A 26777-nucleotide genomic window follows, 5' to 3' on the forward strand; every position below is an offset into this window, starting at 1 on the left:
TTTATCTTGACTCCATGGTTCATGTTTCCTAAACGAACCGCAGGGCTGGCTTTTCTCGTCAAACCGCAAATCCGAAGACTGAAACCGACCGCCGAAGGCGGTGCGGAAGGCTATTGCCGTGTCTTCGGGAGCCTTGACGCGGAGCCACGCCGGGCGCCGGCCATCGGTCGGCGAGGAGATTGGCATGGGAGGCCGAGGGCCGGACCTCCCGATCAGTTTAGGAGACCGCGACATGGCCGAAAGAAAAACTATCGTCATAGATGCCTCGGCATTGGCTCCCGCCACCGGTGAAGTGTTCAACTACAACACATTTCTCAACACCTATTTCCAGGACCTGGGATCCAGCACGAGAACCTTCTTCGGTGCGACCCCTGGCGTTACCTCCGGGGGCGTTCAGGCCGGGTATCGCTATGGCGCGTCTCTTGTCGACGGCTCCAACTACGTGCTGATGGAAGCTCTGGGCGGAGGCGAGACGGACAACTTCGGGTATTCCTACCGCTATGGTCAGCACGGCGCCTATGACGGCACCATCGACAAAATCAATTTCGGCACTTATGTCGAGGGCACTACCAATCTGCCAGCCACATCCGGCGGAACCACCGGGCTGGCGAGCGGAGTAGCACCGGGACTGGTGATCACGGATCTCGATATCGATATCGCACGTGGTGACGGTACGAATCTCTCCACCGATCTCAACGACCCGGGTTTCAATGCGGTGAATGCGTTGATGACTTGGATTGCGGGCGCCGGTTCCACGGCGGGCAACGTCGCGAACATCTACGCTTTCCTTGCAACATACAATCAGCATTTCATCGGCACGACCGGCGACGACATATATGTCGGTACGACCGGCGACGACGTCATCGAGGGTCGCGGCGGTAACGACGTTGTCGACGGCGGTACCGGAGGCGATGCAGACAAGTTCGTCGTCGACGGCAAGATCGCCGATTTCGACATCGTCAACAACGGCGCGAGCTTCTCCGTGATCGGTGAGGAGTGGACCGCAACGCTGACGAACATCGAACTCGTCCTCTTCGATGATGGTGTAGAAGTCAACATCGCCACCACGCCGGGTAACCTTGCACTTTCCAAGACGAGCGTCGCAGAGAATGCAGCGGTCGGGGCCGTCGTGGGCCTGCTTTCCGCGGTCGATCCCGACGGCAACTCGAATGCCCTGACCTACAAGCTCGCCAAGGCCAGCGACTTCTTCGCGATCAGCGGCAACAAGCTGGTCGTCAAGAAGGGTGCGGATTACGAGACGGCGAAGTCGCACGACATCGAAGTGGAAGTGAGCGACGCGGATGGCAACAAGTCCATCAAGACGTTCACCATCGATGTGACGGACGTCAACGAGAAGCCGTTCGACCTCAAGATCTCGAAGACCAAGGTCAAGGAGAACGTCAAGGTCGGAACCGTCGTCGGCAAGATCTCGGCATCGGACGTCGATGCGGGCGACAAAGTCAGCTATAGCCTGGCGGCGGGCTCCTCGAAGAGCTTCAAGATCGTCGGCAACAACCTCGTCGTCGCCAAGGAACTCGACTACGAGACGCTGAGGAACCACAGCGTGACGCTGGTCGCGACCGACAACGGCGGCCTGAGCACCACCCGCACGGTCAATATCGGCGTTACGGACGTCGTTGACGTCGTGGTCGGAACGAAGGGCGCCAACAAGCTTTACGGCGGCAAGGGCGTCGACAAGATCTCCGGCGGCAGCGGCAACGACAAGCTCTATGGCTTCGGTGGCAACGACACGCTGCGTGGCGGCACCGGCAACGACAAGATCTCCGGCGGCAGCGGTAACGACAAGCTCTACGGCGACTCGGGTAGCGACACGCTTTATGGCAGCTCGGGCAATGATACCGTTCGGGGCGGCAGCGGCACGGATAAGCTTTTCGGCGGTAGCGGTGCCGACAAGCTCTACGGCGACTCGGGCAATGACACGCTTTATGGCGACTCCGGCAGAGACACCCTTTATGGCGGTGCGGGCAAGGATAGGCTGTACGGCGACCGTGGGGCCGACAAGCTCTACGGTGGCAGCGGCGATGACAAGCTTTATGGCGGGAATGGCAACGACACGCTCGATGGTGGCACCGGCAACGACGTGCTCTATGGCGAGTCCGGCTCGGATTCGCTGACCGGCGGCTTCGGCAACGACAAGCTCTACGGCGGTTCCGGCAGCGATCTGCTGAAGGGCGGCGCAGGCAACGACATCCTCAAGGGCGAAAGCGGTGCCGACAGGCTCTATGGCGGCAACGGCGCCGACAAGCTCTATGGCGGCTCGGGTTCCGATACCTTCATCTTCCTCGCCGCCGGCGAATCGACGGTGAAGGCTTCCGGGCGTGATACGATCTACGACTTCAACGGCAAAGCCGGCGACCGCATTGACCTCTCGGGCTTCGATGCCGACAGCACGGTCTCGGGCACGCAGAAGTTCTCCTTCATCGGTGATGACGACTTCAGCAGCAAGGCGGGCGAGCTTGCCTATCGGATCGACGGTGGCAAGACGGTCATCGAGGCGGATCTGGATGGCGACGGCAAGGCCGACTTTGCGGTGAACCTGTCCGGACACCACACGCTCTCGCAGAGCGACTTCCTGCTCTGATCGTCTTTCGGGCTGCCGGCGTGACGGTGGCTGTTGCGAATGTAGGGCCGCAGCATCCAACGGGTGCTGCGGCCCGTCTCGTTCAAAGCCGGCTCTTCATCGCCCTGCCGGCCACGTAGGTCTCGCGCACGGCGCGGTCGTCGCCGAGCGTCTGGAGCAGGAAGAGCTCGTCGGCGAGCGAGCGGACGACCTCCATCCGCAGCGCCATGGCGGGCGTGGCGGCGGCGTCGAGCACGACGAAGTCGGCGTCGGTGCCCGGTTCCAGCGTGCCGATCCGGTCGGCGAGCGAGAGCGCCTCGGCATTGCCGAGCGTCATGTGGTGGAAGCTCTCCAGCGGGTTCAGCCGCTCGCCCAAGAGCTGCTGGATCTTGTAGGCCTCGTCCAGCGTCTTCAGCATCGAATAGCTCGTGCCGCCGCCGACGTCCGTGGCGAGGCCGACGCGCAGCGGCTTCTCTCGCCGCATGAAGGCCTTGAGCGCGAAGAGGCCGGAGCCGAGGAAGAGGTTGGAGGTCGGGCAGTGGACGGCGACGGCGCCCGCCTCGCTCATCGCGTCCGCCTCGCGCTCGGAGAGATGGATGCAGTGGCCGAACAGGCTTTTCGGGCCGAGCAGGCCGTAGCGGGCGTAGACGTCGGTATAGTCGAGGGCGTCCGGATAGAGCTCGGCCGTGAGGCGGATCTCGTCGTGGTTCTCCGAAAGATGGGTCTGGATGTGCAGGTCCGGGAACTCGCGGGCGAGCGCCGCCGCCGCATCCATCTGCGCGGGCGTCGAGGTGATGGCGAAGCGGGGCGTGATGGCGACGTGGTTGCGGCCCTTGCCGTGCCACTCGGCGATCACCGCGCGCGTCTCGTCATAGCCGGTCCCGGGCGTGTCGGTGAGGCCCTGCGGGGCGTTGCGGTCCATCATTACCTTGCCGCCGACCATGCACATACCGCGGGCGAGCGCTTCGGCGAAATAGGCATCGGCCGAGGCCTTGTGCACGGAGCAGAAGGCCGCCGCCGTCGTCGTGCCGTGGCGGATCAGCTCGTCGTAGAAATGCCGGGCGATGCGGGCGGCGTGCGCGCTTTCGACGAAGCGGCATTCTTCGGGGAACGTGTGGGTGTTCAGCCATTCGAGGAGGTCGGCGGCATAGGCGCCGATCACCTGCATCTGGGGGAAATGCAGGTGCGTGTCGACGAGGCCGGGGAGCACGAGATGCGGGCGGTGGTCGATCTCCTCCACGTCGCCGGATGCGCCGGCGCGCACGTCCGCATAGGGGCCGAAGGCAACGATTCTGCCGTCCTCGACGAGCAGGCCGCCGTCCTCCTCGTAGCGGTAGCTGCTACGGTCGTCGACCGCCTGCGGACGGCGCAGGAAGGAGAGGAGGCGGGCGCGGACGAGCATTGCGGTCATGGGATCAGCCTCCTTCCACGGCGGTCTCGAACCAGGCGGCGACGAGCGCGCGCTCCCCGGCTGTCATGCCGGTGAGGTTGCCGGGCGGCATGGCGCGGCTGCGGCCGGCCTGGAGATAGATCTCGCGGGCATGCCGGGCGATGTCCGCGTCGCTTTCGAGGATCACGTCCTTCGGCGCGGCGCGCAGGCCCTCCCACACCGGCTCGGCCGCGTGGCACATCGAGCAGCGGGCGGAGACGAGGTCGCGCACGGCCGGGAAATGGCCGTTCGCCGCGAAGCGTCCGGCGGCCGGGGAAAGGCCCGCGTCCGCCGTCTCGCCGGTCAGCACCTTCGGCGCGGTGGAAAGCCAGATGATCAGGACGAAGAGGAGCGCCGTCGCAAGCCAGGTCCAGGTCGGCCGGCCCTTGCGGGCGTGGGTGATGTTGAACCAGTGGCGGATGGTGACGCCCATCAGGAAGACGAGGGCGGCGATGACCCAGTTGAAGGCCGTCGCGAAGGCGAGCGGATAGTGGTTCGACAGCATGAAGAAGATGACGGGCAGCGTCAGGTAGTTGTTGTGCAGCGAGCGCTGCTTGGCCTCGCCGCCGAGCCGCGGGTCGGGCGTGCGGCCGGCGATCAGGTCGGCGACGACGATCTTCTGGTTGGGGATGATGACGAAGAAGACGTTGGCCGACATGATCGTCGCCGTGAAGGCGCCGAGATGCAGGAAGGCGGCGCGGCCGGTGAAGAGCTGCGTGTAGCCCCAGGCCATGGCGACGAGCACGGCGTAGAGAAGCGCCATCAGGCCCCAGGTGTTCCTGCCGAGCGGCGACCTGCAGAGGAGGTCGTAGAGAAGCCAGCCGACGGCAAGCGAGGCGAGCGAGATCGCGACCGCCGCCGGGGCCGGCACGTCGAGCACGCCGCGGTCGATCAGGAACAGCTCCGCGCCGCCGTAGTAGACGAGACAGAGGAGCGCGAAGCCGGAGAGCCACGTCGCATAGCTCTCCCACTTGAACCAGGTGAGATGCTCCGGCATCGCCGCCGGCGCCACCAGGTATTTCTGGATGTGATAGAAGCCGCCACCGTGCACCTGCCATTCCTCGCCGTGGGCGCCGGGCGGCAGGTGCGACCGCTTCACCAGGCCGAGGTCGAGGGCGATGAAATAGAAGGAGGAGCCGATCCAGGCGATGGCGGTGACGACGTGCAGCCAGCGCACGGCGAAGGTCAGCCACTCCCAGGCTATGGCATATTCGTACATCGGGCGGTTCCCTGTTTCCCGCACATTGCGAGAAATCCGCGGGCGAGGGAAGGGGCGAAGCGGCCGCCGCCTACTGCGCGGTCCAGCCGCCGTCGACGGAGATATGGGTGCCGTTGATCGACTTCGCCGCGTCGCTGGCGAGGAACAGCGCGATCGCCGCCACCTCCTCGACCGCGACGAACTCCTTGGTCGGCTGGAACTTCAGCATCACGTCGCTCTTCACCTCCGCCTCGCTGATGCCGCGGGCGCGGGCCGTGTCGGGGATCTGCTTCTCCACGAGCGGCGTCAGCACGTAGCCGGGGCAGATGGCATTGGCGGTGATGCCGTTCTCGGCGATCTCCAGCGCCACGGTCTTGGTCAGGCCCATGATGCCATGCTTGGCCGCCACATAGGCGGACTTGAAGGGCGAGGCGACGAGGCCGTGGGCGGAGGCGACGTTGATGATGCGGCCGAAGCCCTTGCGCTTCATGTGCGGGATGGCGGCGCGGATCGTGTGGAAGGAGCTCGACAGGTTGATGGCGATGATCCGGTCCCATTTGTCGACCGGGAAATCCTCGATCTTCTCGACGTGCTGGATGCCGGCATTGTTGACGAGGACGTCGACGCCGTCGAATTCCTCCACGGCCGTCTCGATCAGGTCGCCGATCTCCTCCGGCTTCGTCATGTCGGCCGGATGGTAGAGAACGCGGCCGCTGCCCAGCCCGTCGAGCCCGGCGCGGATCGCCTCGATCTCGTCCCTGTCGCCGAAGCCGTTGATGAGCACGTTGGCGCCGCTCTCCGCGAAGGCTGTGGCGATCGCAAGGCCGATGCCGCTCGTGGACCCGGTGACGACGACGCTTTTCATGTTCAAGGCACTCCCGTTCCTGTTGCGCGGGGTGAGCCTACGCGCAAAAGTCGGGCGATGACAATCGGGTTTTTGCCGCGCTAAAGTCGGAGGCGGAAGGGCGGCATCCCTTTCGTTTCGTTTTCTTTTGACATTCGTTTTGTTATCGTATTGAAGATTCTGTCGGGCCAGGAGGGTGGCCCCGGCGCCATGGGGAGGAATGCATGGGCGGATATGTTCTCGCGATCGACCAGGGCACGACGTCGAGCCGGGCGATCGTCTTCGACGAAAACCGCAGGGTCGCGGGCTCCGGCCAGAAGGAATTCACGCAGCATTTCCCCCGCTCCGGCTGGGTCGAGCATGATCCGGAAGAAATCTGGCAGAGCGTCGTCTGGTCGGTCGAGACCGCGCTGAAGACGGCGGGCGTCAAGGCCGCCAACATCGCCGCGATCGGCATCACCAACCAGCGCGAGACGGTCGTCGTCTGGGAGCGCGAGAGCGGCAGGGCGATCCACAACGCCATCGTCTGGCAGGACAGGCGCACCGCCGCCTATTGCGACAAGCTCAAGCGGCAGGAACTGGAGCGGACCTTCACGCGGAAGACCGGCCTGCTGCTCGACCCCTATTTCTCCGGCACCAAGCTCTCGTGGCTGCTCTCCAACGTGAAGGGTGCACGGGCGCGCGCCGCCAAGGGCGAGCTCTGCTTCGGCACGATCGACACCTTCCTGATCTGGCGGCTGACGGGCGGGAAGTCCTTCGCGACGGACGCCACGAACGCCAGCCGCACGCTGATGTACAACATCGCGGCGAACGCCTGGGACGACGAGCTTCTCGACATCCTGCGCGTGCCGAGGGCGATGCTGCCGGAGGTGCTCGACTGCGCGGCCGATTTCGGCGTGACGGAGAAGGCGCTGTTCGGCGCGGAGATCCCGATCCTCGGCGTCGCCGGCGACCAGCAGGCCGCCACCATCGGCCAGGCCTGCTTTTCGCCCGGGATGATGAAATCCACCTACGGCACCGGCTGCTTCGCGCTGCTCAACACCGGCCCGGACATGGTGCGCTCGAAGAACCGGCTGCTCACCACCATCGCCTACCGGCTCGACGGCGAGACGACCTATGCGCTGGAGGGCTCGATCTTCATCGCCGGGGCCGCCGTGCAGTGGCTGCGCGACGGGCTGAAGGTCATCAAGGCGGCCGCCGACACAGGGGACCTCGCGGCCAAGGCCGACCCGGCGCAGGCCGTCTACCTCGTGCCGGCCTTCACGGGGCTCGGCGCGCCGCACTGGGACCCGGATGCGCGCGCGGCGATCTACGGCATGACGCGCAACACGGGGCCGGCCGAGTTCGCCCGCGCGGCGCTGGAGGCCGTCTGCTACCAGACGCGCGACCTGCTCGACGCCATGCACAAGGACTGGCGGAACGACGGCAAGGAGACGGTGCTGCGCGTCGACGGCGGCATGGTCGCGTCCGACTGGACCATGCAGCGGCTCGCCGACATCCTCGACGCCCCCGTCGACCGGCCGACCATCCTGGAGACGACGGCGCTGGGTGCGGCCTGGCTCGCCGGCCACCGCGCCGGCGTCTGGCCGGACCGCGAGGGTTTCGCCGCCGCCTGGTCGCGCGACCGGCGCTTCATGCCGGAGATGGACGAGAAGACGCGGGGCGCGAAGATACGCGGCTGGAAGGACGCGGTGCGCCGCACGCTCAGCGCCAACTGATCGGTTCGCCGAAAAAATCCGGTCGCGTCCTGTCGGCGTTGCGGATACTCATTCGTCTATCCAATGACGGGAGTGTCCGATGCAATATGCCGTGCTTTGCTACAATGAAGAATCCGTCACCGAGGCCTGGAGCAGGGACGAGAACGACCGGGTCATGCGCGACCTCGCGGCGGTGGAGAAGAAATATGCCGAGGCGGGCAGGCTCGGGCCGGTCGCCCGGCTGATGCCGACGACGGCCGCCACCACCGTCCGCAAGAGCGCGGGCGAGAGCTTCGTCATCGACGGACCCTTCGCCGAGACCAAGGAACAGTTCCTCGGCTTCTTCATCGTCGAGGCCGACACGCTGGAGGGGGCGATCGCCTTCGCGAAGGAGCTCGCCGTCGCCAATCCCGGCACCGGCGCCTACGAGATCCGGCCGCTTCGCCTCTTCAAGCCCGGCGGAGGCCCCAAGTGAGCGAGCTTGCCTGGATCGATCTCGCGCTCACCGCCGCCCGGCCGCAGGCCATGGGCGCGCTGCTGCGCTATTTCCGCGATCTCGACCTCGCCGAGGAGGCGTTCCAGGAGGCCTGCCTCCGGGCGCTGAAGACCTGGCCTGCCAAGGGCCCGCCGCGCGATCCGGCCGCCTGGCTGATCCTCGTCGGGCGCAACAGCGGCATCGACCGGGTGCGCAGGCGCGCCCGCGAGCGGCCGCTGCCGCCGGAGGAGGTGCTGTCCGACCTCGGCGACGCCGAGGACGACCTTGCCGAGCGGCTCGACGGCGCGCATTACCGCGACGACATCCTCAGGCTGCTCTTCGTCTGCTGCCATCCCGACCTGCCGGCGACGCAGCAGATCGCGCTCGCGCTGCGCATCGTCTCCGGCCTGTCGGTGAAACAGATCGCCCGCGCCTTCCTCGTCTCCGAGGCGGCGATGGAGCAGCGCATCACCCGGGCCAAGGCGAAGGTGGCGGCGGCCGGCATCCCCTTCGAGACGCCGGACGCGGCGGCGCGCGCCGAGCGTCTTTCCGTCGTCGCCGCCATGGTCTACCTCGTCTTCAACGAAGGCTATTCGGCCGGCACGGCCGCGGCGGCGGACGCACCCTTCGCGACGGAGGCGATCCGGCTTTCGCGGCTGCTCCTGAAGCTCTTTCCCGCCGAGCCGGAGATCATGGGGTTGACCGCGCTCACCCTGATCCAGCATTCGCGCCTCGCCGCCCGCTTCGACGCGGACGGGCAGATCGTGCTCCTTGACGACCAGGACCGCACGCTCTGGGACCGGGCGCTGATCGACGAGGCGCTGGTGCTGATCGACAAGGCGATGCGCCACCGCGCGCCGGGGCCGTTCCAGGTGCAGGCGGCGATCGCCGCGCTGCACGCCCGCGCCGCGACGCCCGGGGAGACGGACTGGGCCGGGATCGAGCGCCTCTACCGCACGCTGGAGCGGCTGCAGCCCTCGCCGGTGGTGACGCTCAACCGCGCCGTCGCCGTCTGGAGGCTGGAAGGGGCGGAAGCGGCGCTGGCGCTCGTCGAGCCGCTGGGGGAACGGCTCTCCGGCTATTTCCATTTCCACGGGTTGCGCGGCGGGCTGCTCAAGGAGCTCGGCCGCCGGGAGGAGGCGCGCGCGGCCTTCGACCGCGCCATCGCGCTCGCCCGCACGCCCGCCGAGGCCGCCCATATCCGCCAGCATCTCGACGGCCTGCAGCGGGAGCGGGCGGAGGCAGATTAATTTCGTCCCCCCCTGTCGGATCGACGGCGGGCCGCGCGTCCTTGGAGCGAACCCACCGAAGGAGACATGCCATGGACCGGATGATCACCCCTGCCAACGATCGCGAGCTCGTTCTCACCCGCATCCTCGCCGCCACACCGGCGCAGCTCTTCAAGGCCTGGACGACGCCCGAGCTGATCACGCGATGGTTCGCGCCGAAGCCCTACGAGACGCCGATCGTGGAGATCGAGCCCAGGGACGGCGGCAAGTTCCGCACCGTCATGACGGGGCCGGACGGCTTCCACATGGACAGCACCGGCGTCCTGCTCAAGGTCGAGAAGGACCGGCGGCTGATCTTCACCGATGCCTTCGGCCCGGACTGGAAGCCGACGGAGAAGGCCTTCTTCTGCGCGGAGGTGATCCTCGACGACCTCGGCAACGGCCGCACCCGCTACACCGCCATCGCCCGCCACTGGAGCGCCGAGGACTGCGCCGAGCACGAGAAGATGGGTTTCCACGAGGGCTGGGGACAGGTGGCGACGCAACTGGAGGTGGTGGCGGCGGAGCTGTGAGCTTCGCGGAGCGGTGATTGCCTCGTCCCTTGTGGAACTTTTCCCCGCAGGTGAGGAGAGGGGAACGGCCCGGCATCGGTTCCTCGTCCCGTGTGCGGGGAGAGGGTGCCGGCGCAGCGGAGGCCGCGAACACAGCGTTTCCATTTCCACTCTTCCCAGCGCCGCCGCGCCGCCATATCTGTGCGGCAGCACCTCGCACGGGAAACCCTCATGGAACTTGGCCTCTACACCTTCGCCGACGTCGATCCCAACGCTGCGGACAAAGGGCGGGAGGGCGAGCGGCGCCTGAAGAACCTGCTGGAAGAAATCGAGCTCGCCGATGAGGTCGGCCTCGACGTCTTCGGGCTCGGCGAGCACCACCGGCCGGACTACGCCGCCTCCGCCCCTGCCGTCATCCTGGCGGCCGCCGCGGCGCGGACGAGGACCATCCGGCTTTCAAGCGCCGTCACGGTGCTGTCGTCGGACGATCCGGTGCGCGTCTTCCAGCAGTTCTCGACGCTCGATCTCCTCTCCGGCGGCCGGGCCGAGATCATGGCGGGTCGGGGCTCGTTCATCGAATCCTTCCCGCTGTTCGGCTATGATCTGGAAGACTACGACCAGCTCTTCGCCGAGAAGCTCGACCTGCTGCTGGCGCTGAACGAGCGCGAGACCGTCTCGTGGAGCGGCACGATGCGCCCGCCGCTTGCCGGCCGCGGCGTCTATCCGCGGCCGCTTTCCGGGAGACTGCCGATCTGGATCGCCGTCGGCGGCACGCCGCAGTCGGTGGCGCGGGCCGGTGCCTACGGCCTGCCGCTGGCGCTCGCCATCATCGGCGGCACGCCCGCGCGCTACGCGCCGCTCCTCGACCTCTACCGCGAGGCGGCGCGGCGCGCCGGCCACGATCCGGCGGGGCTGAAGACCAGCATCAACGTGCACGGCTTCGTCGCCGATACGACGCAGGCGGCCGCCGATACGTTCTACGCGCCGCAGGCGGAGGTGATGGACCGCATCGGCCGCGAGCGCGGCTGGGGGCCGACGAGCCGGGCGCAGTTCGACCAGTCGACCGGGCCGTCCGGCCATCTCTTCCTCGGCGATCCGGAGACGGTGGCCGAGAAGATCGTCGCCCATCACCGCGTCTTCCGCAACGACCGCTTCCTCCTGCAGATGGCGATCGGCCCGATGCCGCACGACGCGATCATGCGCGGCATCGAGCTCTACGGCACGAAGGTCGCGCCGCTGGTGCGCGCGGCGCTTGCCGCCGAGCCGGCGACCGTCCCGGCCTGACAGCGGCGATCCGGCGTGCTATGGACGGCCGGAAAGAGAGACCCGACATGACCCTCGAAAACGAAGACGACCTCGCCGGCATGCAGGCGATCGGCCGCATCTGCGCCAACGTGCTGCAGCACATGGCGACCTCCGTGCGCCCCGGCATGACGACGGCGGAGCTCGACCTGATCGGCCGGCGGATGCTCGACGCCGCGGGTGCCCGTTCGGCGCCGGAGAGCTGCTACGCCTTTCCCGGCGCCACCTGCATCAGCATCAACGAGGAGGTGGCGCACGGCATTCCGGGCGAGCGGGTGATCGGCGAGGGCGACCTCATCAACATCGACGTGTCGGCCGAGCGCGACGGCTATTTCGCCGACACCGGCGCCTCCTTCGCCGTCGGGCGCGTGGCGCCCGCGGTGGAGCGGCTCTGCCGCGACGGCAAGCGCGCGCTGTGGGCGGGCCTCAAGGAGGTGAAGGCCGGCAAGCCGCTCTCCGACATCGGCACGGCCATCGGTGCCTTCGCGCGCAAGAACCGCTACACGCTGATCGCCAATCTCGCCAGCCACGGCGTCGGCCGCTCGCTGCACGAGGAGCCGACCGAGATCGCCACATGGCCGGACCCGCGCGAGACGCGCCGGATGACGGAAGGCCTCGTCTTCACGGTCGAACCCTTCCTGTCGCTCGGCGCCGACTGGGCGGAGGGTGGCGACAAGGACGAATGGACGCTCTACAGCGAGCCGCGCGCACCGACCGTGCAGTTCGAGCACACCGTGGTCGCCACCCGCGACGGCCCCCTGGTGCTGACGCTTCCGGGCTGAGGCATGCGCATTAAATCTCGGTAATCCGGACGCACGGCGATTGTTGCCGTGCGGGAAGTCGTCTAGTTTCGCGCGAACCGGCGGTGCGCCGTCATCTTCAGACCCGAGAGTTTCGCGCCTTGTTCCATTCCTTCTTCCCGCAGCCGAAGCTGTTCTTCTCCTCGCTCGTCGTCTGGACGCTGCTGGCCATCACGGTCTGGTACTCGGTCGGCGCCGGCTTCGGCGCGACGATCGGCATGCCGCCGCTGCCGGAGGGCACGAACCCGCCGATCGGGCTCGGCTATTTCGTGACGCCGGACAATGTCTGGTTCTACCTCTATTTCCTGATCTGCACCGTGCTGTTCGGCGCGTTCTGGCAGGTCCGTGCCAAGGATCACCCCTGGACGAACTGGTCGATCTGGGGATCGGCCTTCATCATCTTCTCGACCTATTTCAGCGTGCAGGTGTCGCTCGCCATCAACAACTGGCGCCGCCCGTTCGGCGACACGCTGCAGAACGCGCTGCAGGGCACCGGCAACGTCACCACGCAGGACTTCTTCGACCTGATGCTGATCTTCTGCCAGATCGCCTTCATCAGCGTCTTCGTCTACGTCATCACGCGCTTCTTCGTCAGCCACTACGTGTTCCGCTGGCGCACGGCGATGAACAACTACTACATGTCGCTCTGGCCGCGCGTGCGCCATATCGAGGGCGCCTCGCAGCGCGTGCAGGAAGACACGATGCGGTTTGCCAGCATCACCGAGGGCCTCGGCGTCAGCCTGATCGACGCGGTGATGACGCTGATCGCCTTCCTGCCGGTGCTCTTCGCGCTCTCCGGCCATATCGGCCCGCTGCCGGTCATCGGCGAGATCCCGCACGCGCTGTTCTGGGCGGCGATCCTCTGGTCGACCTTCGGCACGGTGCTGCTCGCCGGCGTCGGCATCAAGCTGCCGGGGCTGGAGTTCCGCAACCAGCGCGTCGAGGCGGCCTACCGAAAGGAACTGGTCTACGGCGAGGACGACCCGACGAAGGCGCAGCCGCCGACGGTGCGCGAGCTGTTCGACAACGTGCGGCGCAACTATTTCCGCCTCTACTTCCACTATCTCTATTTCAACATCGCCCGCTCGTTCTACCTGCAGGCGGACAACCTGTTCGTCTACTTCATCCTCGTGCCGACCATCGTCGCCGGGAAGATCACCTACGGCATCCTGCAGCAGATCCTGACCGCCTTCGGGCAGGTGTCGAGCTCGTTCCAGTACCTCGTCAACTCCTGGTCGACGATCATCGAGCTGCAGTCGATCCACAAGCGCCTCAAGGCTTTCGAGGCGGCGATCGAGGGCGAGACGCTGCCGAGCATCGACCGGCAGTTCATCGAGGCCGGCGGCAACGAGGAACTGGCGGGATAAGGGCTGTTGCATATGAATGCGACGTTGCCGCTTCCCCTTCTCCCCGCCGGGAGAAGGTGGCCCGGAGGGCCGGATGAGGGGGCAAGTTCGCCGCATCTTGCCTACGGCGCCCCCTCATCCCGCTGCCGCGACCTCTCCCCGGGGGGAGAAGGAGGCCGGAAGCGCCCTGGTCATTCCAGATGCGATGGCCCTGGGCGTGTCAGAAGGAGGAGCCGTCCGGCTTCCGTTCCTTCGCCAGGATGTCGAGCGCCTGGGCGTAGCTGACGCAGGCGACGTCCTTGCGGCCGCAGGTCTCGGCGAGGAAGCGGTCGAGGGCGCGCCAGTAGGCGCCGGCGTTCATCTCGACGAAATGGAAGCCGAGCTGGAGGGGGATCCGTTCGCCGTCGTATTGCGCGGCGAAGGCGTCGCGATAGGCCTTCAGGGTGCGTTCCTCGAAGGCCTCGCTCTCCTCCGGGCGTTCCTTGCCCCTGGAATGGCGGACGTAGAGATTGTAGTCCATCGCGATCACCGGCTTGCCGGACGCGCCTTCCGGGATCAGCGGCAGGGCGAAGCGGGCGAGATCCCCGGTCGCGACGGGCATGGCGGGGCCCTTCGAGACGAGGCTCGCGTCGTAGCGGAAGCCGTAGGCCTCGAGCGCCTCGACCAGGCCGGGACCGGCGGACAGATAGGGCGCGCGGAAACCCTTGATGTCCTCGGTGGCGAAGCGCTGCCAGTCTGCGGGCTCGCGCTCGCCGACGCCGAGGTTCTTCCAGCCGTCCTTCAGCGCGGCGCGGAAGAAGGCGAACTCCGCCTTCCAGTCCTCCGCACTCCACCTGCCGCCGTCGAAATGGCCGCAGGCGTGGCTGGCAAGGTCGTGGCCCTCCAGCTTCGCCAGCCAGATCTCGCCGAGCCTCAGGATCGCGTCCTCGCGGTCCGGCGCGAAGCCGACGTTCGAGCGGCCGCGTTTTTCCTGCGGCGCCTGGTATGTGGCCCGTTCCTCCCTCGGAAAGAAGAAGGTGCAGGAGAGGAAATAGGTGAAATGCGCGTTCGTGCGCCTCGCCATCGCCCGGCTCTTCTCCCAGAGCAGGTTGTCGTGCGCGCCGTCGAAGGAGACGATCACGAGCTGCGTGCGCTTCGGCGCCGGCTCCTCCGCGAGGGCGGGCGCGGCGCAGACGGCGGCGGCAAGGAGGGAAGGGAGGATTCGACCGGACATGGGTCCCCGCGACAATTTGTGTGAGGCCCGCTATCGGTCGCGAATGCGGCAATCCTTTGATCGGATGGCAATTGTCAGCTATTGCAGGGGCCAGCGGCCTCGGCCGATCCATCCATCAAGGGGCATTTCCATGGCTTTGCTCGTCGCCGGTCTCGTTCTCTTCCTCGTCACCCATCTCGTGCGGCCCTTCGCGCCGGGCCTGCGCACGGCCGGCATCGCCACGCTCGGCAAGCCGGCCTGGATGGTGCTGCACGGCGTCGCCTCGCTCGCAAGCCTCGTCATGATCGTCTACGGCTTCATCGAGGCGCGGGATACGGGCGGCGAGCTTCTCTACACCCCGCCGGCCTTCATGGCGCACATCACGCTGACGCTGATGCTGATCGCCTCGATCTGTCTCGTCGCCGGCTTCCTGCCGGCGGGCCATATCCGCCAGAAGCTGAAGTTCCCGATCCTCGTCGCCATCAAGATCTGGGCGCTCGCGCACCTGCTCGCGAACGGCGAGACCTATTCCGTCCTCGTCTTCATCACCATCCTCGCCTGGGCGGTGGTGCTGCGCATCACGCTGAAGAAGCGGATCGCGGCGGGCGAGACGGCGCTGCCGGTCTTCGTCTCCGCGAAGCACGACCTCGTTTCCATCGTCCTCGGCGCCGCCCTCTATGTCGCGATCGTGTTCTGGCTGCACGAATGGCTGATCGGGGTCCGGCCGCTGCCGTAAGGGCCTTTTCGACGCTGCCCCCTTACAACGCCGCCAAAATGGGGTAGAAGGCGCGACATCCAATCGCAAGAAAAAGCCGGGCAGGGAATGGTAAACCAGGACGACAGCTTCATCCGTGAGGTCAACGAGGAACTCCGTTCCGACCAGATGCGCCTGATCTGGCGGCGCTTCGGCCGCATCCTGATCGGCGGCGCCGTCGCCATCGTGCTCGCGACGATCGGCAAAGTGAGCTACGACGCCTGGCGCGACAGCAAGGCCTCGGCCGCCGGCGACAGCTTCCTCGCCGCGCTGACGCTCGCCCGCGAAGGCAAGAACGAGGAGGCGCTCGCGGCGCTGACGGCGCTGGAGAAGGACGGCTTCGGCGCCTATCCGGTGCTCGCGCGCATGCGCGCCGCCTCTCTTCAGGCCGAGGGCGGCGACGTCGAGGGCGCGGTCAACGCCTTCAGCGCCATCGCCAAGGACGGTTCCGTGCCGCAGGCGCTGCGCGATGCAGCAAGGCTTCGCGCCGCCTTCCTGCTGGTCGATACCGGCACCTACGAGCAGGTCTCGGCCGAGGCCGAGCAGCTCGCCACGCCGCAGAGCGCGCTGCGCCATTCCGCGCGCGAGGTGCTCGGGCTCTCGGCCTGGCGCCATGAGGACTACGCCCGCGCCAAGGAATGGTTCGACGCGATCCTCGCCGATGCGGAAAGCCCGCGCAACGTCGCCAACCGCGCGCAGATGCTGCTCGACCTGATGACGGCGAGCGGCAAGCTCTCCTCGTAGACGGACCTTTCCGATGAGCTTCACCGTCGCCATTGTCGGACGCCCCAATGTCGGCAAGTCCACCCTGTTCAACAGGCTGGTGGGCAAGAAGCTCGCGCTCGTCGACGACACGCCCGGCGTCACGCGCGACCGCCGGCCGGGCGACGCCCGCCTGGTCGACCTGAAATTCCGCATCGTCGACACCGCCGGCCTGGAAGAGGCGGCGCCCGAGACGCTGCAGGGCCGCATGCGCGCCCAGACGGAAGCGGCGATCGACGAGGCCGACCTGTCGCTCTTCGTGGTCGACGCCAAGACCGGGCTGACGCCCGTCGACCAGGCGCTGGCCGAGATGCTTCGCAAGAAGGGCAAGCCCGTCGTGCTGGTCGCCAACAAGTCGGAGGCGCGCGGCTCCGACGGCGGCTTCTACGACGCCTTCACGCTCGGGCTCGGCGAGCCGACGCCGATCTCCGCCGAGCACGGCCAGGGCATGCTCGACCTGCGCGACGCCATCGTCGCGGCGATCGGCGAGGAGCGCGCCTTCCCGCCGAAGGAGGACGAGGCCGTCACCGACGTCGACGTGCGCGCCGAGGCGGTGGAGGAGGACGAGGACTACGAGCCGGAATATGACGAGACGAAGCCGCTGCGCGTCGCCATCGTCGGCCGGCCCAATGCCGGCAAGTCGACGCTGATCAACCGCTTCCTCGGCGAGGACCGGCTGCTCACCGGCCCCGAGGCCGGCATTACCCGCGACAGCATCTCCGTCGAATGGGACTGGAAGGGCCGGACGATCAAGATGTTCGACACGGCGGGCATGCGCCGCAAGGCCAAGGTGCAGGAGAAGCTGGAGAAGCTCTCCGTCGCCGATGCGCTGCGCGCCATCCGCTTCGCCGAGACGGTGGTGATCGTCTTCGATTCGACCATTCCCTTCGAGAAGCAGGACCTGCAGATCGTCGACCTCGTGCTGCGCGAGGGCCGCGCGGCCGTGCTCGCCTTCAACAAGTGGGACCTGATCGACGACCCGCAGGCCGTGCTCGCCGAGCTGCGCGAGAAGACGGACCGGCTTTTGCCGCAGGCGCGCGGCATCCGCGCCGTGCCGGTCTCCGGCCAGACGGGCCGCGGCCTCGACAAGCTGATGCAGGCCGTCATCGACACCGACCGCGTCTGGAACCGCCGCATCTCGACGGCCAAGCTCAACCGCTGGCTGGAAGCCCAGCAGGTGCAGCATCCGCCGCCGGCCGTCTCCGGCCGTCGCCTCAAGCTGAAATACATGACGCAGGTGAAGGCCCGCCCGCCGGGCTTCATGATTTCCTGCACGCGCCCCGAGGCGCTGCCGGAATCCTACGTGCGCTACCTGACGAACGGCTTGCGCAACGATTTCCAGTTGCCCGGCGTGCCGATCCGCATCCACTTCAAGGCGTCGGAGAACCCGTTCAAGCCGAAGAAGACGCGGAAGATTTATTGAGCCGTCTTCGGGGCGTAGAACCCGCTCTGCCCTGCCGGGCATCTCCTCCACTATTGCTTATGGCGCAACGCTGCGGTTTTCCCCTTCTCCCCGCTGGGGAGAAGGTGGCCCGAAGGGTCGGATGAGGGGGCAAGCGGGCTGTATTTCGCTTCGCTCACCCCCTCATCCCGCTGCCGCGACCTTCTCCCCGCTGGGGAGAAGGGGCAGAAGGCACTCCCGGAATTCGATATGCGACAGCGCCCTGCCCTTGAGGGGGAGATGTCCGGCAGGGCAGAGGGGGGTATCACACCCTCAACCTTCCGGTAGCTTGTCCTTCGCCACCAGCGCCCCGTGATGCTGGATGACCGCGGCCGCCACCGCCGCGGCGAAGCGGGCGGCGTCCTCGGGCGTCGCGCCGGTGGCGAGCCTTGCGAGGAACGCGCCGTTGAAGCTGTCGCCGGCGCTGGTCGTGTCGACGATAGCCTTGACCTCGGCCGAGGGGACGTGGCTGCGCGTCCCGCCGAAGGCAAGCGTCGCGCCCCTGGCGCCGTCCTTCACCACCACGCCCTCGACGCCAAGGCCGCGGTAGCGGGCGATGGTGTCGTCCGCCGTCGCGTCGCCGAAATGGGTGGTCTCGTCGTCGAGGCTCGGCATGACGAGGCTTGCCGCGCGCGCGCCCTCGGTGACGACGGCGCGCATGCGTGCCGCATCATCCCACAGGCGCATGCGGATGTTCGGGTCGAAGACCACGCGCTTGCCGGCGGCCTTGGCCCGGCGCAGTTCCGCAAGCAGGGTGTCGACGTCCTCCGGCGGCAGGATCGCCAGCGTGATGCCGGAGAAGACGACGAGGTCGGAGGCCTCGATCGCCGCCCTCAGCCGGTCGCCGTCGCGGGCGAGCAGCTTTGCCGCGGAGGCCGAGCGCCAGTAGGAGAAGCTGCGTTCGCCGTCCTTCAGGTGGATCATGTAGAGGCCGGGCGAGCGGCCCTCGATGCGGCCGACGTGCTCTGTGCCGATGCCGTGGCCGGCCATGAAGGCGAGCATCTCGTCGGAGATGGTGTCGCGGCCGACGGCTGAGAAATAGTCGACCGACCAGTCGGCGGGAAGATACTGGCGGGCGTAGTAGGCGGTGTTGAACGTGTCGCCGGCGAAGCTCTTGCGCATCAGGCCGCCGTCCGCCTGCATCAGTTCGACCATGCATTCGCCGATCGCGAGCATCCGTCCCGCCATTTCCCGTTCCTCAAGGCTGATTGCGCCGGAAAGAGGAAATACTGTCAAAGAGTTGGCGGGGCAAGACGATGCCGCGACTTTCCGCCTGCCGCTTCGCCTCCGTGCGGGCGAGGCCGGGAACGTGGACGCCGTGTCTTGAAAGGCGCTCGGCCTGCGCCGTCAGGCGACCGGCGAAGTTCTCGGCAAGCACCTGCGGCGCGAGGGCGAGGACGAAGAGGCCGCAGCCCGGCGAGGCGCTGCCCGAAAGGAAGTCCGGCGCATCCAGCGACCAGTTGGCGCCGGTGAGCCCGGCGGCCAGCACCTCGACCATCAGCGCGATGTTGGCGCCGCGCGCGCCGCCGAAGGCGAGAAGCGCGCCCTTGAGGGCGGCGAGGGGATCGATCGTGGGACGGCCCCCTTCGTCGAGCGCCCAGCCCTCGGGGATGGGTTCGCCGCGCGCTGCCGCCGCACGGATGTTGACGAAGGCCGTGGCGCTCGTCGCCTGGTCGACGAGGAGGATCCGTCCGTCGGAAAGCGGTGCGGCGAAGGCGAGCGGATTGGTGCCGTAGACCGGTCCGGAGCCGCCGGCTGCGGCGACCATCGCCGGCGCGTTGGTCGCGGCCAGGGCCACCAGGCCGTCCTCGGCCAGCCGGCCGGCATACCAGCCGAGCTCGCCGGTCGTGTAGCTGTTGTGCGCGGCGAAGACGGAAAGCCCGAACGTCCTCGCCTTGGCGGCAAGCTCCTCGCGGGCAATCTCGAAGCCATACTGGGCGACGCCGCCCATCGCGTCGCATTTCATGACCGCGGGGACCGGGGCGGTGACGAGCGGCTCGGCGCGCCCGTCGATCCGGCCTTCGGCGAGCGCCTTCAGGTAGTCCGCCAGATGCGCGAAGCCGACGGCGGGCCGTCCCGCGGCCTCCGCGTCCACCGTCGCCCGCGAGAGCGCCCTGGCGGCCTGCTCGCTCATGCCGAGGCGCTGGAGGGCGGATCTGGCGAGGTCGAAGGCCTCGGCGAGGGTGAGGGCGACGTCGTCGGTCATGCGGTCAACCTCGGCTGTCGGAGTCGGCGGCATCTTTGGGCACGCGATTGGCATCCGTCAACCGCGGGAGGCTGCGTCCGGCCGTTTACGCCTCGCCCTTTGCGCGATACATCTCGCCGGAGAACTACAGGACATGGAGCGATCCCGCATGCCGACTTCCAGAAGAAAAGCCGACGACTGGTGGCGCGGCGCCGTCATCTACCAGGTCTATCCGCGCTCCTTCCAGGATTCGTCCGGCGACGGCATGGGCGACCTCAAGGGCATCACCCGGCGGCTCGGCCACATCGCCTCGCTCGGCGTCGACGCGGTCTGGCTCTCGCCCTTCTTCAAGTCGCCGATGGCGGACATGGGCTACGACGTGTCGGACTATTGCGACGTCGACCCGATGTTCGGCACGCTCGCCGATTTCGACGCCCTGCTCGCCGAGGCGCACCGCCTCGGCCTCAAGATCATCATCGACCAGGTGATCTCGCACACCTCCGACCAGCACCCCTGGTTCGTCGAGAGCCGGTCGAGCCGCACCAATCCGAAAGCCGACTGGTATGTCTGGGCCGATCCAAAGCCGGACGGGACCGCGCCGAACAACTGGCTGTCGATCTTCGGCGGCCCCGCCTGGGAATGGGACGGGGTGCGCCGGCAGTACTACATGCACAATTTCCTCACCTCGCAGCCGGACCTCGATTTCCACAATCGTGAGGTACAGGAGGCGCTGCTCAAGACCCTTCGCTTCTGGCTCGACCGCGGCGTCGACGGCTTCCGCCTCGACACGGTGAACTTCTACTTCCACGACAGGAAGCTCAGGGACAACCCGCCGCACGAGCCTGACCCGGAGGCGACCGGCCTCGACGCGCCGGAGGTCAATCCCTACGGCATGCAGACCCACCGCTACGACAAGACGCAGCCGGAGAACGTCGCCTTCCTCAGGCGGCTGCGCGCCGTGCTCGACGAATACGAGGGCCGCACGACGGTAGGCGAGGTGGGCGACGGGGCGCGCTCGCTGAAGACGGTCGCCGACTACACGAGCGGCGGCGACAAGCTGCACATGTGCTACACCTTCGACCTGCTCGGGCCGGATTTCACCGCCGGCCACCTGCGCAAATGCGTGGAGAACTTCCAGAAGGCGGTGACGGACGGCTGGGTCTGCTGGGCCTTCTCCAACCACGACGTCCATCGCCACGTCAGCCGCTTCATCCGCACGCCGGAGGAGCGCGAGCGCGTGGCGCGGCTCGCCATCACGCTGCTTGCGACGCTGCGCGGCTCGATCTGCCTCTACCAGGGCGAGGAGCTGGGGCTGACGGAGGCGGAGCTCGCCTTCGAGGACCTGCGCGACCCCTACGGCATCCGCTTCTGGCCGGCCTTCAAGGGGCGCGACGGATGCCGCACGCCGATGCCCTGGCAGCACGACGCGGCGCATGCCGGCTTCAGCACGGCGAAGCCCTGGCTGCCGGTGCCGGAGGAGCACGCCCGCATCGCCGTCGACACGCAGGAGAAGACGGCCGGCTCCGTGCTCAACCACTATCGCGAGACGCTCGCCTTCCGCCGGGCGCATGCGGTGCTGCGCGACGGCGACATGACCTTCCTGCCCTCCAACCAGGACATCCTCGCCTTCACGCGCGAGAAGGCGGGCGAGAGGCTGCTCTTCGCCTTCAACCTCACCCGCGAGAAGGCCACCTTCATGCCGTCCAAGAGTCTGAAGCACGGCGAACCCGTGCCGGTTCCCGGCTTCGGCGCGAAGATCAGGGACGGGGCGATCGAGCTCGGCGGGCTGGATATGGTGTGCGTGCGGGTGTGAGCTTGCGGCGGTAGGATACTCGCAGTATCATAAACTGATATCGAGGAGTATTTGTCGCCATGGCCTCCAGCTATACGCTCGGCACGCATTACGAGACCTTTATCCGCGATCTACTCGCGACCGGCCGCTACGCCAGCGCGAGCGAGGTGGTGCGGGACGGCCTGCGCCTGCTGGAGGATCGGGAGAAGCAGCGGGAGGCGAAGATCGCGACCCTGCGCAATGCCATCGGCCAGGGCCTGGAAAGCGGGCCGGCCGCGCCGCTCGACATCGATGCGGTCAAGGTGCGCGCCCGCACCGAACGGGCCAAGGCCCGCCGTGCTTGAGATCGTCCGCCTTCCTCAGGCGGAGGACGACCTTGTCGCCATCTGGAACTATATCGCCGACGACAACGAGGCGGCGGCCGATCGCCTGCTCGACAGGATTGCCGACGTTGCGCGCAAGCTCGCCGTCTATCCCCAATCCGGGCGGGAGCGGCCGGAATTGGCGAGCGGGCTGCGCAGTTTCGTTATCGGCAACTACGTCCTGTTCCACCTTCACGATTCCCGTCGGCTGACGCTGGTTCGCGTCCTGAGCCGCTGTCTCGACATCGGCGAGGACGATTTCGAGCCGTAGCCCTTCACCCGATCAGCGCGAACCGGTCGACGTCCACCATGCCCTTGTCGGAGATCTTCAGGTGCGGGATGACGGGGAGCGGCAGGAAGGCGAGCTGGAGGAAGGGCTCCTCCAGCGTGGCGCCGAGGGCGAAGGCGGCCTGGCGCAGGTGGCGGAGCGTGTCGCGGACGCTCTCGTAGGGGTCGAGGCTCATCAGGCCGGCGACGGGGAGCGCGATCTCGCCCGTGATCCTCCCGCCCTCGGCCACGACGAAGCCGCCGCCGATCTCGCCGAGGCGGTTGGCGGCGAGCGTCATGTCCTCCTCGTCGACGCCGACGACGCAGATGTTGTGGCTGTCGTGGCCGACGGTCGAGGCGATGGCGCCCTTCTTCAGCCCGAAACCCTGGACGAAGCCGTTGGCATGGTTGCCGTTCCTGCCGTGACGCTCGATGACCGCGACCTTGACGATGTCGCGCGCGAGGTCGACCGCCGTCTGGTTGCCCTTCGCCGGCAGGCGGTAGCGGCGGTGCTCGGTGATGATCTTTCCCGGCAGCACGCCGATCACCGGCACCTCGCCCTCCGTGACGGGCACGGCGAAATGCGCCGCATGAACCGGCCGCGCCCTGACGCTGTCGAGGCCGACGGGGGCGACCGGCTTGCGGGTGGCGAAGAGTGCGTCGTCCACCAGGCGGCCGGCGGAGAAGACCATTTCCGCCCGGCAGCTCTCCAGCGTGTCGACGACCGCGAGGTCGGCGCGCCAGCCGGGCGCGACGAGGCCGCGGTCGCGAAGACCGAAGGCCTTCGCCGCGGAGATCGAGGCGGCGCGGTAGACGGCGAGCGGCGCGCGGCCATGGGCGACCGCCGTGCGGATCATGTGGTCGAGATGGCCCTGCTCGGCGATGTCGAGCGGGTTGCGGTCGTCGGTGCAGAGCGCGATGAAGGGCGAGAGCCGCTCGGTGAAGAGCGGCATCAGCGCGGCGAGATCCTTCGAGACGGAGCCCTCGCGGATGAGGATGTGCATGCCCTTGCGGATCTTCTCCAGCGCCTCCTCCGCCGTGGTGCATTCGTGCTCGGTGCGGATGCCGGCGGCAAGGTAGCCGTTCAGGTCCTTGCCGGTCAGCAGCGGCGCGTGGCCGTCGATATGGCCGTCCTGGAAGGCTTCCAGCTTGGCGAGGCAGACGGGGTCCTTGTGGATGACGCCGGGGAAATTCATGAACTCGGCAAGCCCGATCACCTTCGGATGATGGCGGAAGGGCACGAGGCGCTCCACCGGCAGGTCGGCGCCCGAGGTCTCCAGATGCGTCGCCGGCACGCAGCTCGACAGCTGCACGCGGATGTCCATGATCGTCTCGGCCGCGCTGTCGAGGAAGAACTGGATGCCCTCCGTGCCGAGCACGTTGGCGATCTCGTGCGGGTCGCAGATCGCCGTGGTGACGCCGTAGGGCAGCACGCAGCGGTCGAATTCGTGCGGTGTCACCAGCGAGGATTCGATGTGGAGATGCGTGTCGATGAAGCCGGGCACGACGATGCGGCCGGAAATGTCGATCTCCCTTTTGCCCTCGTAGTCGCCGCAGGTGCCGACGATGCACTCGCCGCAGATCGCGATGTCGGAGGCGACGAGCTCGCCGGTGACGAGGTCGAAGAACTGTCCGCCCTTCAGCACGATGTCGGCGGGCTCGCGACCGGTGCCCTGGTCGATGCGGCGTTCCAGGTCGGTCATGGCGTCTCTCCGGAAGTGGGGAAGGTCACGGTGAAGGCGAAGCGGGCGCTTGCGCCGGGCGAAAGCATGGTGGTGAAGGGGCGATCCCTCAGCTCGCGCGGGCCGCCCTCTTCGGCCGCCATGCCGTGCCAAGGCTCGACGCAGAGGAAGGGCGCACCGGGCTTCGTCCAGAGCGCGAGGTTCGGCAGGTTCTCGAAGCGGAAGTGCAGCGCCGGGCCGCCCTCGGCGGCATAGGTGAGGCCGTGGCCGGCCCCTTCCGGGAAGATCAGCGCGTCGGCCACGAAAAGGCCGGGATCGAGCAGGAGGCGGCCTTCGAGGAAGGGCGAGGGCTCCGTCTCGGGGGCGAGCAGGCCCTGGCGCAGCGGCCGGCGCGCCGGCTCGCCCTCGTTGTCGAGCCGCACCGTGTGCGGCCTGCCGGCGGCCCGCGGCAGCGGCCAGACGAAGGCGGGGTGGAAGCCGATGCCGAAGGGCATGTCGGCCGCGCCGCGGTTTGCCACCTCCGCCGAGACGGTGAGCGCGTGGCCCTCCAGCCGGTGCTCGATGGCAAGCAGGAACTCGAACGGATAGGCTGCGCGCATGGCGTCCGAGGCGGCAAGCTCGTGACGGCACATGGTGCCGGTCGCGGTGGCAAGCGTGAAGTCGCTGCGGCGCGCGAAGCCGTGCTGCGCCATGGGATGGGGCTTGCCGTCGATCAGCAGCGTGTCGTCCGGGGCGCGGCCGACGATCGGGAAGAGCACGGGCGAGCGCCCGGTCCAGAAGGCGGCGTCGCCGTTCCACAGCCATTGCGCGCCGTCGCGGGTGGAGATCGCCTGCGCCTCCGCGCCGAGCGTGGAGACGTCGACGGCAAGACAGCCATTCTCAATGCGGACGATGTTCGGCATCGAATCCCCCGTTGCGCAGAGCCGGCCGGAGTGTAGCGCGGTTCCTGCGGCAAATGAAAATGGCGGCCCGCGGGCCGCCATTGCCGATGCGGGCGCAGGCGCCTCAGATGTTGCTCTTCAGCACCTCGCGCAGCGTGCCGAACATCTCGTCGATATGGTGCTTCTCGACGATCAGCGGCGGCGACAGCGCGATGATGTCGCCGGTGGTGCGGATGAGCAGGCCCTTCTCGTAGGCCTTGAGGAAGGCGGAGAAGGCGCGCTTGGTCGGCTCGCCGGGGATGGAGGCGAGCTCGACGGCGCCGATCAGGCCGACGTTGCGGATGTCGATGACGTTCGGGCAGTCCTTCAGCGAATGCAGGCCGTCCTCCCAGTAGGAGGCGAGCTCGGCGGCGCGGGTGAGCAGGCCTTCCTCGCGATAGGTGTCGAGCGTGCCCAGCGCGGCGGCCGAGGCGATCGGGTTGCCGGAATAGGTATAGCCGTGGAAGAACTCGATCAGGTGCTCCGGCCCGTTCATGAAGGCGTCGTGGATCTCGGAGGTGACGAAGACGGCGCCCATCGGGATCACGCCGTTGGTCAGCCCCTTGGCGGTGGTGATGATGTCCGGCTTGACGTCGAAATACTGCGCGGCAAACGGCGTGCCGAGGCGGCCGAAGCCGGTGATGACCTCGTCGAAGATGAGCAGAATGCCGTGCTGCGTGCAGATCTCGCGCAGCTTCTGCAAGTAGCCCTTCGGCGGGATGAGCACGCCGGTCGAGCCCGCCACCGGCTCGACGATGACGGCGGCGATGGTGGAGGCGTCGTGCAGCGTGACGATGCGCTGCAGCTCGCTGGCGATGTCGCCGCCATGCTCCGGCTCGCCGCGGGTGAAGGCGTTCCTGTCGGGGAAATGGGTGTGCGGCATGTGGTCGACGCCCGTCAGCAGCGTGCCGAACATTTTTCTGTTGGCGACGATGCCGCCGACGGAGATGCCGCCGAAATTGACGCCGTGATAGCCGCGCTCGCGGCCGATCAGGCGGAAGCGGGAACCGTCGCCCTTGGCACGGTGATAGGCGAGGGCCACCTTCAGCGCGGTCTCGACCGATTCGGAGCCGGAATTGGTGTAGAGGACGTGGTTCATGCCCTCCGGCGCGATGTCGACGAGGCGGTTGGCGAGCTCGAAGGCCTTGGGATGGCCGAGCTGGAAGGCCGGCGCGTAGTCGAGCTCGCCCGCCTGCTCGCGGATCGCCTCGGTGATCTTCGGCCGGCAGTGGCCGGCGTTCACGCACCAGAGGCCCGCCGTGCCGTCGAGCACCTGGCGGCCGTCATGGGTGGTGTAGTGCATGTCCTTGGCGCCGACGAAGAGGCGCGGCTCCTTCTTGAACTGCCGGTTGGCCGTGAACGGCATCCAGAATGCGCGCAGGTCGTTGGGGGTGTTGAGGCGGTTGGACATGCTCTTCTCCATGGCCTTTTGGATGCGGGGGCCGGTCCCGGTTGGAAAAGCGGATCGGGCGTCGATTTTTTACCCGGCGGTCAAAGTATCAAGGTGCCGCAGGCCGTCAAGCGCAAGCGGAACGCGAAACGCCCCGGGCGGGGCCCGGGGCGTCGAAAACGGCCGGCTTGCGGCGTTCAGGCGATGCGGAGCTTCTTCTGCGCGGCGCCGGCGGATGCGCCCTTGCCGTAGATGCGGTCGAGCGCGTCGAGGATGGTCAGCACGGCTTCCGACTTGCTGGAATAGTAGATGGTCTGGGCGTCGCGCCGGGTGGTGACGAGGTTCTGCGCCCGCAACTTGGACAGGTGCTGCGACAGCGCCGACTGGCTGAGGCCGACCTGGCTCGCGAGCGCCCCCACGGCGATTTCACCCCCGACGAGAACCCGCAAGATCAGCAGCCGGCGGGGGTTGGCCATGGCCGAGAGGAAATCGGATGCAACTTCCGCCTGCGCGTGCTCCGCCTCTGAGATCTTCTCCATACGCAACTCCTTCTGGCATTTCCGCTTCAAATCGCAACT

At 67.6% G+C, this 26777-nt stretch carries 24 protein-coding genes; 14 read left to right on the forward strand and 10 right to left on the reverse strand.

All coding sequences use genetic code 11. The features are described from left to right. Positions 1 to 232: 232 nt before the first annotated feature. On the forward strand, positions 233 to 2602 hold the full coding sequence (locus NNZ72_RS17540; RefSeq protein WP_257316719.1) for a cadherin domain-containing protein: 2370 nt from the start codon (positions 233 to 235) through the stop codon (positions 2600 to 2602). Positions 2603 to 2684: 82 nt separating this feature from the next. On the opposite strand, the gene guaD is transcribed toward NNZ72_RS17540, so the two are convergent. From guaD to NNZ72_RS17555, 3 genes are all read right to left on the reverse strand, one after another. Then, positions 2685 to 3992, reverse strand: coding sequence for a guanine deaminase (guaD, locus tag NNZ72_RS17545; RefSeq protein WP_257316720.1), 1308 nt, complete (start codon positions 3990 to 3992; stop codon positions 2685 to 2687). A gap of 4 nt (positions 3993 to 3996) precedes the next feature. Next, positions 3997 to 5229, reverse strand: a complete 1233-nt coding sequence (locus NNZ72_RS17550; RefSeq protein WP_257316721.1) for a urate hydroxylase PuuD — start codon at positions 5227 to 5229, stop codon at positions 3997 to 3999. Positions 5230 to 5299: 70 nt separating this feature from the next. Continuing rightward, positions 5300 to 6073, reverse strand: a complete 774-nt coding sequence (locus NNZ72_RS17555) for a 3-hydroxybutyrate dehydrogenase (protein ID WP_257316802.1) — start codon at positions 6071 to 6073, stop codon at positions 5300 to 5302. Positions 6074 to 6276: 203 nt separating this feature from the next. Here NNZ72_RS17555 and glpK point away from each other — a divergent pair, with 203 nt between their 5' ends. The 7 genes from glpK (at position 6277) to sbmA (ending at position 13473) form a co-directional block, all read left to right on the forward strand. Next, complete coding sequence (glpK, locus tag NNZ72_RS17560) at positions 6277 to 7770, forward strand: glycerol kinase GlpK (protein ID WP_257316722.1); 1494 nt, start codon at positions 6277 to 6279, stop codon at positions 7768 to 7770. A gap of 79 nt (positions 7771 to 7849) precedes the next feature. Further along, positions 7850 to 8224, forward strand: a complete 375-nt coding sequence (locus tag NNZ72_RS17565; RefSeq protein ID WP_257316723.1) for a YciI family protein — start codon at positions 7850 to 7852, stop codon at positions 8222 to 8224. Then, on the forward strand, positions 8221 to 9474 hold the full coding sequence (locus NNZ72_RS17570) for an RNA polymerase sigma factor (RefSeq protein ID WP_257316724.1): 1254 nt from the start codon (positions 8221 to 8223) through the stop codon (positions 9472 to 9474). The genes NNZ72_RS17565 and NNZ72_RS17570 overlap by 4 nt, the downstream gene beginning before the upstream one ends. 71 nt (positions 9475 to 9545) lie before the next feature. Further along, a complete protein-coding gene (locus NNZ72_RS17575) occupies positions 9546 to 10025 on the forward strand; it encodes an SRPBCC family protein (RefSeq protein ID WP_257316725.1) in 480 nt (159 codons plus the stop codon). 210 nt (positions 10026 to 10235) lie between these two features. Beyond that, complete coding sequence (locus NNZ72_RS17580) at positions 10236 to 11288, forward strand: LLM class flavin-dependent oxidoreductase (RefSeq protein WP_257316726.1); 1053 nt, start codon at positions 10236 to 10238, stop codon at positions 11286 to 11288. A gap of 47 nt (positions 11289 to 11335) precedes the next feature. Beyond that, a complete protein-coding gene (map, locus tag NNZ72_RS17585) occupies positions 11336 to 12088 on the forward strand; it encodes a type I methionyl aminopeptidase (protein WP_257316728.1) in 753 nt (250 codons plus the stop codon). A gap of 119 nt (positions 12089 to 12207) precedes the next feature. After that, complete coding sequence (gene sbmA, locus NNZ72_RS17590) at positions 12208 to 13473, forward strand: peptide antibiotic transporter SbmA (protein WP_257316730.1); 1266 nt, start codon at positions 12208 to 12210, stop codon at positions 13471 to 13473. Between the two features lie 199 nt (positions 13474 to 13672). Here the strand turns inward: sbmA and NNZ72_RS17595 are convergent, their stop codons facing one another. Next, positions 13673 to 14665, reverse strand: a complete 993-nt coding sequence (locus tag NNZ72_RS17595) for a polysaccharide deacetylase family protein (RefSeq protein ID WP_257316731.1) — start codon at positions 14663 to 14665, stop codon at positions 13673 to 13675. Between the two features lie 130 nt (positions 14666 to 14795). Between NNZ72_RS17595 and NNZ72_RS17600 the strand changes: the two genes are divergently transcribed. The 3 genes from NNZ72_RS17600 (at position 14796) to der (ending at position 17583) form a co-directional block, all read left to right on the forward strand. Next, positions 14796 to 15380 (forward strand): NnrU family protein, encoded by a 585-nt coding sequence (locus NNZ72_RS17600; protein ID WP_257316732.1) that lies wholly within the window; start codon positions 14796 to 14798, stop codon positions 15378 to 15380. Positions 15381 to 15467: 87 nt separating this feature from the next. Next, on the forward strand, positions 15468 to 16142 hold the full coding sequence (locus NNZ72_RS17605) for a tetratricopeptide repeat protein (RefSeq protein WP_257316734.1): 675 nt from the start codon (positions 15468 to 15470) through the stop codon (positions 16140 to 16142). Between the two features lie 13 nt (positions 16143 to 16155). Next, positions 16156 to 17583: a ribosome biogenesis GTPase Der gene (gene der / locus NNZ72_RS17610; RefSeq protein WP_257316735.1), complete on the forward strand. Its 1428-nt coding sequence runs from the start codon at positions 16156 to 16158 to the stop codon at positions 17581 to 17583. Positions 17584 to 17874: 291 nt separating this feature from the next. On the opposite strand, the gene NNZ72_RS17615 is transcribed toward der, so the two are convergent. Continuing rightward, positions 17875 to 18789: a sugar kinase gene (locus tag NNZ72_RS17615; protein ID WP_257316737.1), complete on the reverse strand. Its 915-nt coding sequence runs from the start codon at positions 18787 to 18789 to the stop codon at positions 17875 to 17877. Between the two features lie 10 nt (positions 18790 to 18799). Beyond that, the gene (locus NNZ72_RS17620) at positions 18800 to 19807 is read right to left on the reverse strand and encodes an Ldh family oxidoreductase (RefSeq protein ID WP_257316738.1); all 1008 of its coding nucleotides are present in this window, start codon (positions 19805 to 19807) and stop codon (positions 18800 to 18802) included. Between the two features lie 148 nt (positions 19808 to 19955). Here NNZ72_RS17620 and bglA point away from each other — a divergent pair, with 148 nt between their 5' ends. Genes bglA through NNZ72_RS17635 form a run of 3 tightly spaced genes read left to right on the forward strand, consistent with a single transcriptional unit; the run spans position 19956 to position 22211 of the window. Beyond that, positions 19956 to 21599 (forward strand): beta-galactosidase BglA, encoded by a 1644-nt coding sequence (gene bglA, locus NNZ72_RS17625; RefSeq protein ID WP_257316739.1) that lies wholly within the window; start codon positions 19956 to 19958, stop codon positions 21597 to 21599. A gap of 59 nt (positions 21600 to 21658) precedes the next feature. Then, positions 21659 to 21922, forward strand: coding sequence for a type II toxin-antitoxin system ParD family antitoxin (locus NNZ72_RS17630; RefSeq protein WP_257316740.1), 264 nt, complete (start codon positions 21659 to 21661; stop codon positions 21920 to 21922). Continuing rightward, positions 21915 to 22211 carry a type II toxin-antitoxin system RelE/ParE family toxin gene (locus NNZ72_RS17635; RefSeq protein WP_257316741.1) on the forward strand — a complete coding sequence of 99 codons (297 nt, stop codon included), beginning with the start codon at positions 21915 to 21917 and terminating at the stop codon, positions 22209 to 22211. Before NNZ72_RS17630 ends, NNZ72_RS17635 begins: the two co-directional genes overlap by 8 nt. A gap of 4 nt (positions 22212 to 22215) precedes the next feature. Here the strand turns inward: NNZ72_RS17635 and ade are convergent, their stop codons facing one another. The 4 genes from ade to NNZ72_RS17655 all read right to left on the reverse strand — a co-directional run bounded on the left by ade (position 22216) and on the right by NNZ72_RS17655 (position 26738). Beyond that, entirely contained in the window at positions 22216 to 23910 is a 1695-nt protein-coding gene (ade, locus tag NNZ72_RS17640) for an adenine deaminase (protein ID WP_257316742.1), read from the reverse strand. Next, positions 23907 to 24791, reverse strand: a complete 885-nt coding sequence (locus NNZ72_RS17645) for an aldose 1-epimerase family protein (RefSeq protein ID WP_257316743.1) — start codon at positions 24789 to 24791, stop codon at positions 23907 to 23909. Before NNZ72_RS17645 ends, ade begins: the two co-directional genes overlap by 4 nt. Positions 24792 to 24894: 103 nt before the next feature. Beyond that, positions 24895 to 26220, reverse strand: a complete 1326-nt coding sequence (aptA, locus tag NNZ72_RS17650) for an omega-aminotransferase AptA (protein WP_257316745.1) — start codon at positions 26218 to 26220, stop codon at positions 24895 to 24897. A gap of 176 nt (positions 26221 to 26396) precedes the next feature. Next, complete coding sequence (locus NNZ72_RS17655) at positions 26397 to 26738, reverse strand: ArsR/SmtB family transcription factor (protein ID WP_257316747.1); 342 nt, start codon at positions 26736 to 26738, stop codon at positions 26397 to 26399. Positions 26739 to 26777 lie beyond the last annotated feature (39 nt).

It is taken from the genome of Shinella pollutisoli (assembly GCF_024609765.1).
Classification (GTDB): Bacteria; Pseudomonadota; Alphaproteobacteria; order Rhizobiales; family Rhizobiaceae; genus Shinella; species Shinella pollutisoli.

What these genes read in the sequence shown, in the direction of transcription:
- NNZ72_RS17540 (WP_257316719.1), top strand. Translation starts at nt 233, where the DNA reads ATGGCCGAAAGAAAAACTATCGTCATAGATGCCTCGGCATTGGCTCCC.
- guaD (WP_257316720.1), bottom strand. Translation starts at nt 3,992, where the DNA reads ATGACCGCAATGCTCGTCCGCGCCCGCCTCCTCTCCTTCCTGCGCCGT.
- NNZ72_RS17550 (WP_257316721.1), bottom strand. Translation starts at nt 5,229, where the DNA reads ATGTACGAATATGCCATAGCCTGGGAGTGGCTGACCTTCGCCGTGCGC.
- NNZ72_RS17555 (WP_257316802.1), bottom strand. Translation starts at nt 6,073, where the DNA reads ATGAAAAGCGTCGTCGTCACCGGGTCCACGAGCGGCATCGGCCTTGCG.
- glpK (WP_257316722.1), top strand. Translation starts at nt 6,277, where the DNA reads ATGGGCGGATATGTTCTCGCGATCGACCAGGGCACGACGTCGAGCCGG.
- NNZ72_RS17565 (WP_257316723.1), top strand. Translation starts at nt 7,850, where the DNA reads ATGCAATATGCCGTGCTTTGCTACAATGAAGAATCCGTCACCGAGGCC.
- NNZ72_RS17575 (WP_257316725.1), top strand. Translation starts at nt 9,546, where the DNA reads ATGGACCGGATGATCACCCCTGCCAACGATCGCGAGCTCGTTCTCACC.
- NNZ72_RS17580 (WP_257316726.1), top strand. Translation starts at nt 10,236, where the DNA reads ATGGAACTTGGCCTCTACACCTTCGCCGACGTCGATCCCAACGCTGCG.
- map (WP_257316728.1), top strand. Translation starts at nt 11,336, where the DNA reads ATGACCCTCGAAAACGAAGACGACCTCGCCGGCATGCAGGCGATCGGC.
- NNZ72_RS17595 (WP_257316731.1), bottom strand. Translation starts at nt 14,665, where the DNA reads ATGTCCGGTCGAATCCTCCCTTCCCTCCTTGCCGCCGCCGTCTGCGCC.
- NNZ72_RS17600 (WP_257316732.1), top strand. Translation starts at nt 14,796, where the DNA reads ATGGCTTTGCTCGTCGCCGGTCTCGTTCTCTTCCTCGTCACCCATCTC.
- NNZ72_RS17605 (WP_257316734.1), top strand. Translation starts at nt 15,468, where the DNA reads ATGGTAAACCAGGACGACAGCTTCATCCGTGAGGTCAACGAGGAACTC.
- der (WP_257316735.1), top strand. Translation starts at nt 16,156, where the DNA reads ATGAGCTTCACCGTCGCCATTGTCGGACGCCCCAATGTCGGCAAGTCC.
- NNZ72_RS17615 (WP_257316737.1), bottom strand. Translation starts at nt 18,789, where the DNA reads ATGGCGGGACGGATGCTCGCGATCGGCGAATGCATGGTCGAACTGATG.
- NNZ72_RS17620 (WP_257316738.1), bottom strand. Translation starts at nt 19,807, where the DNA reads ATGACCGACGACGTCGCCCTCACCCTCGCCGAGGCCTTCGACCTCGCC.
- bglA (WP_257316739.1), top strand. Translation starts at nt 19,956, where the DNA reads ATGCCGACTTCCAGAAGAAAAGCCGACGACTGGTGGCGCGGCGCCGTC.
- NNZ72_RS17630 (WP_257316740.1), top strand. Translation starts at nt 21,659, where the DNA reads ATGGCCTCCAGCTATACGCTCGGCACGCATTACGAGACCTTTATCCGC.
- ade (WP_257316742.1), bottom strand. Translation starts at nt 23,910, where the DNA reads ATGACCGACCTGGAACGCCGCATCGACCAGGGCACCGGTCGCGAGCCC.
- NNZ72_RS17645 (WP_257316743.1), bottom strand. Translation starts at nt 24,791, where the DNA reads ATGCCGAACATCGTCCGCATTGAGAATGGCTGTCTTGCCGTCGACGTC.
- aptA (WP_257316745.1), bottom strand. Translation starts at nt 26,220, where the DNA reads ATGTCCAACCGCCTCAACACCCCCAACGACCTGCGCGCATTCTGGATG.
- NNZ72_RS17655 (WP_257316747.1), bottom strand. Translation starts at nt 26,738, where the DNA reads ATGGAGAAGATCTCAGAGGCGGAGCACGCGCAGGCGGAAGTTGCATCC.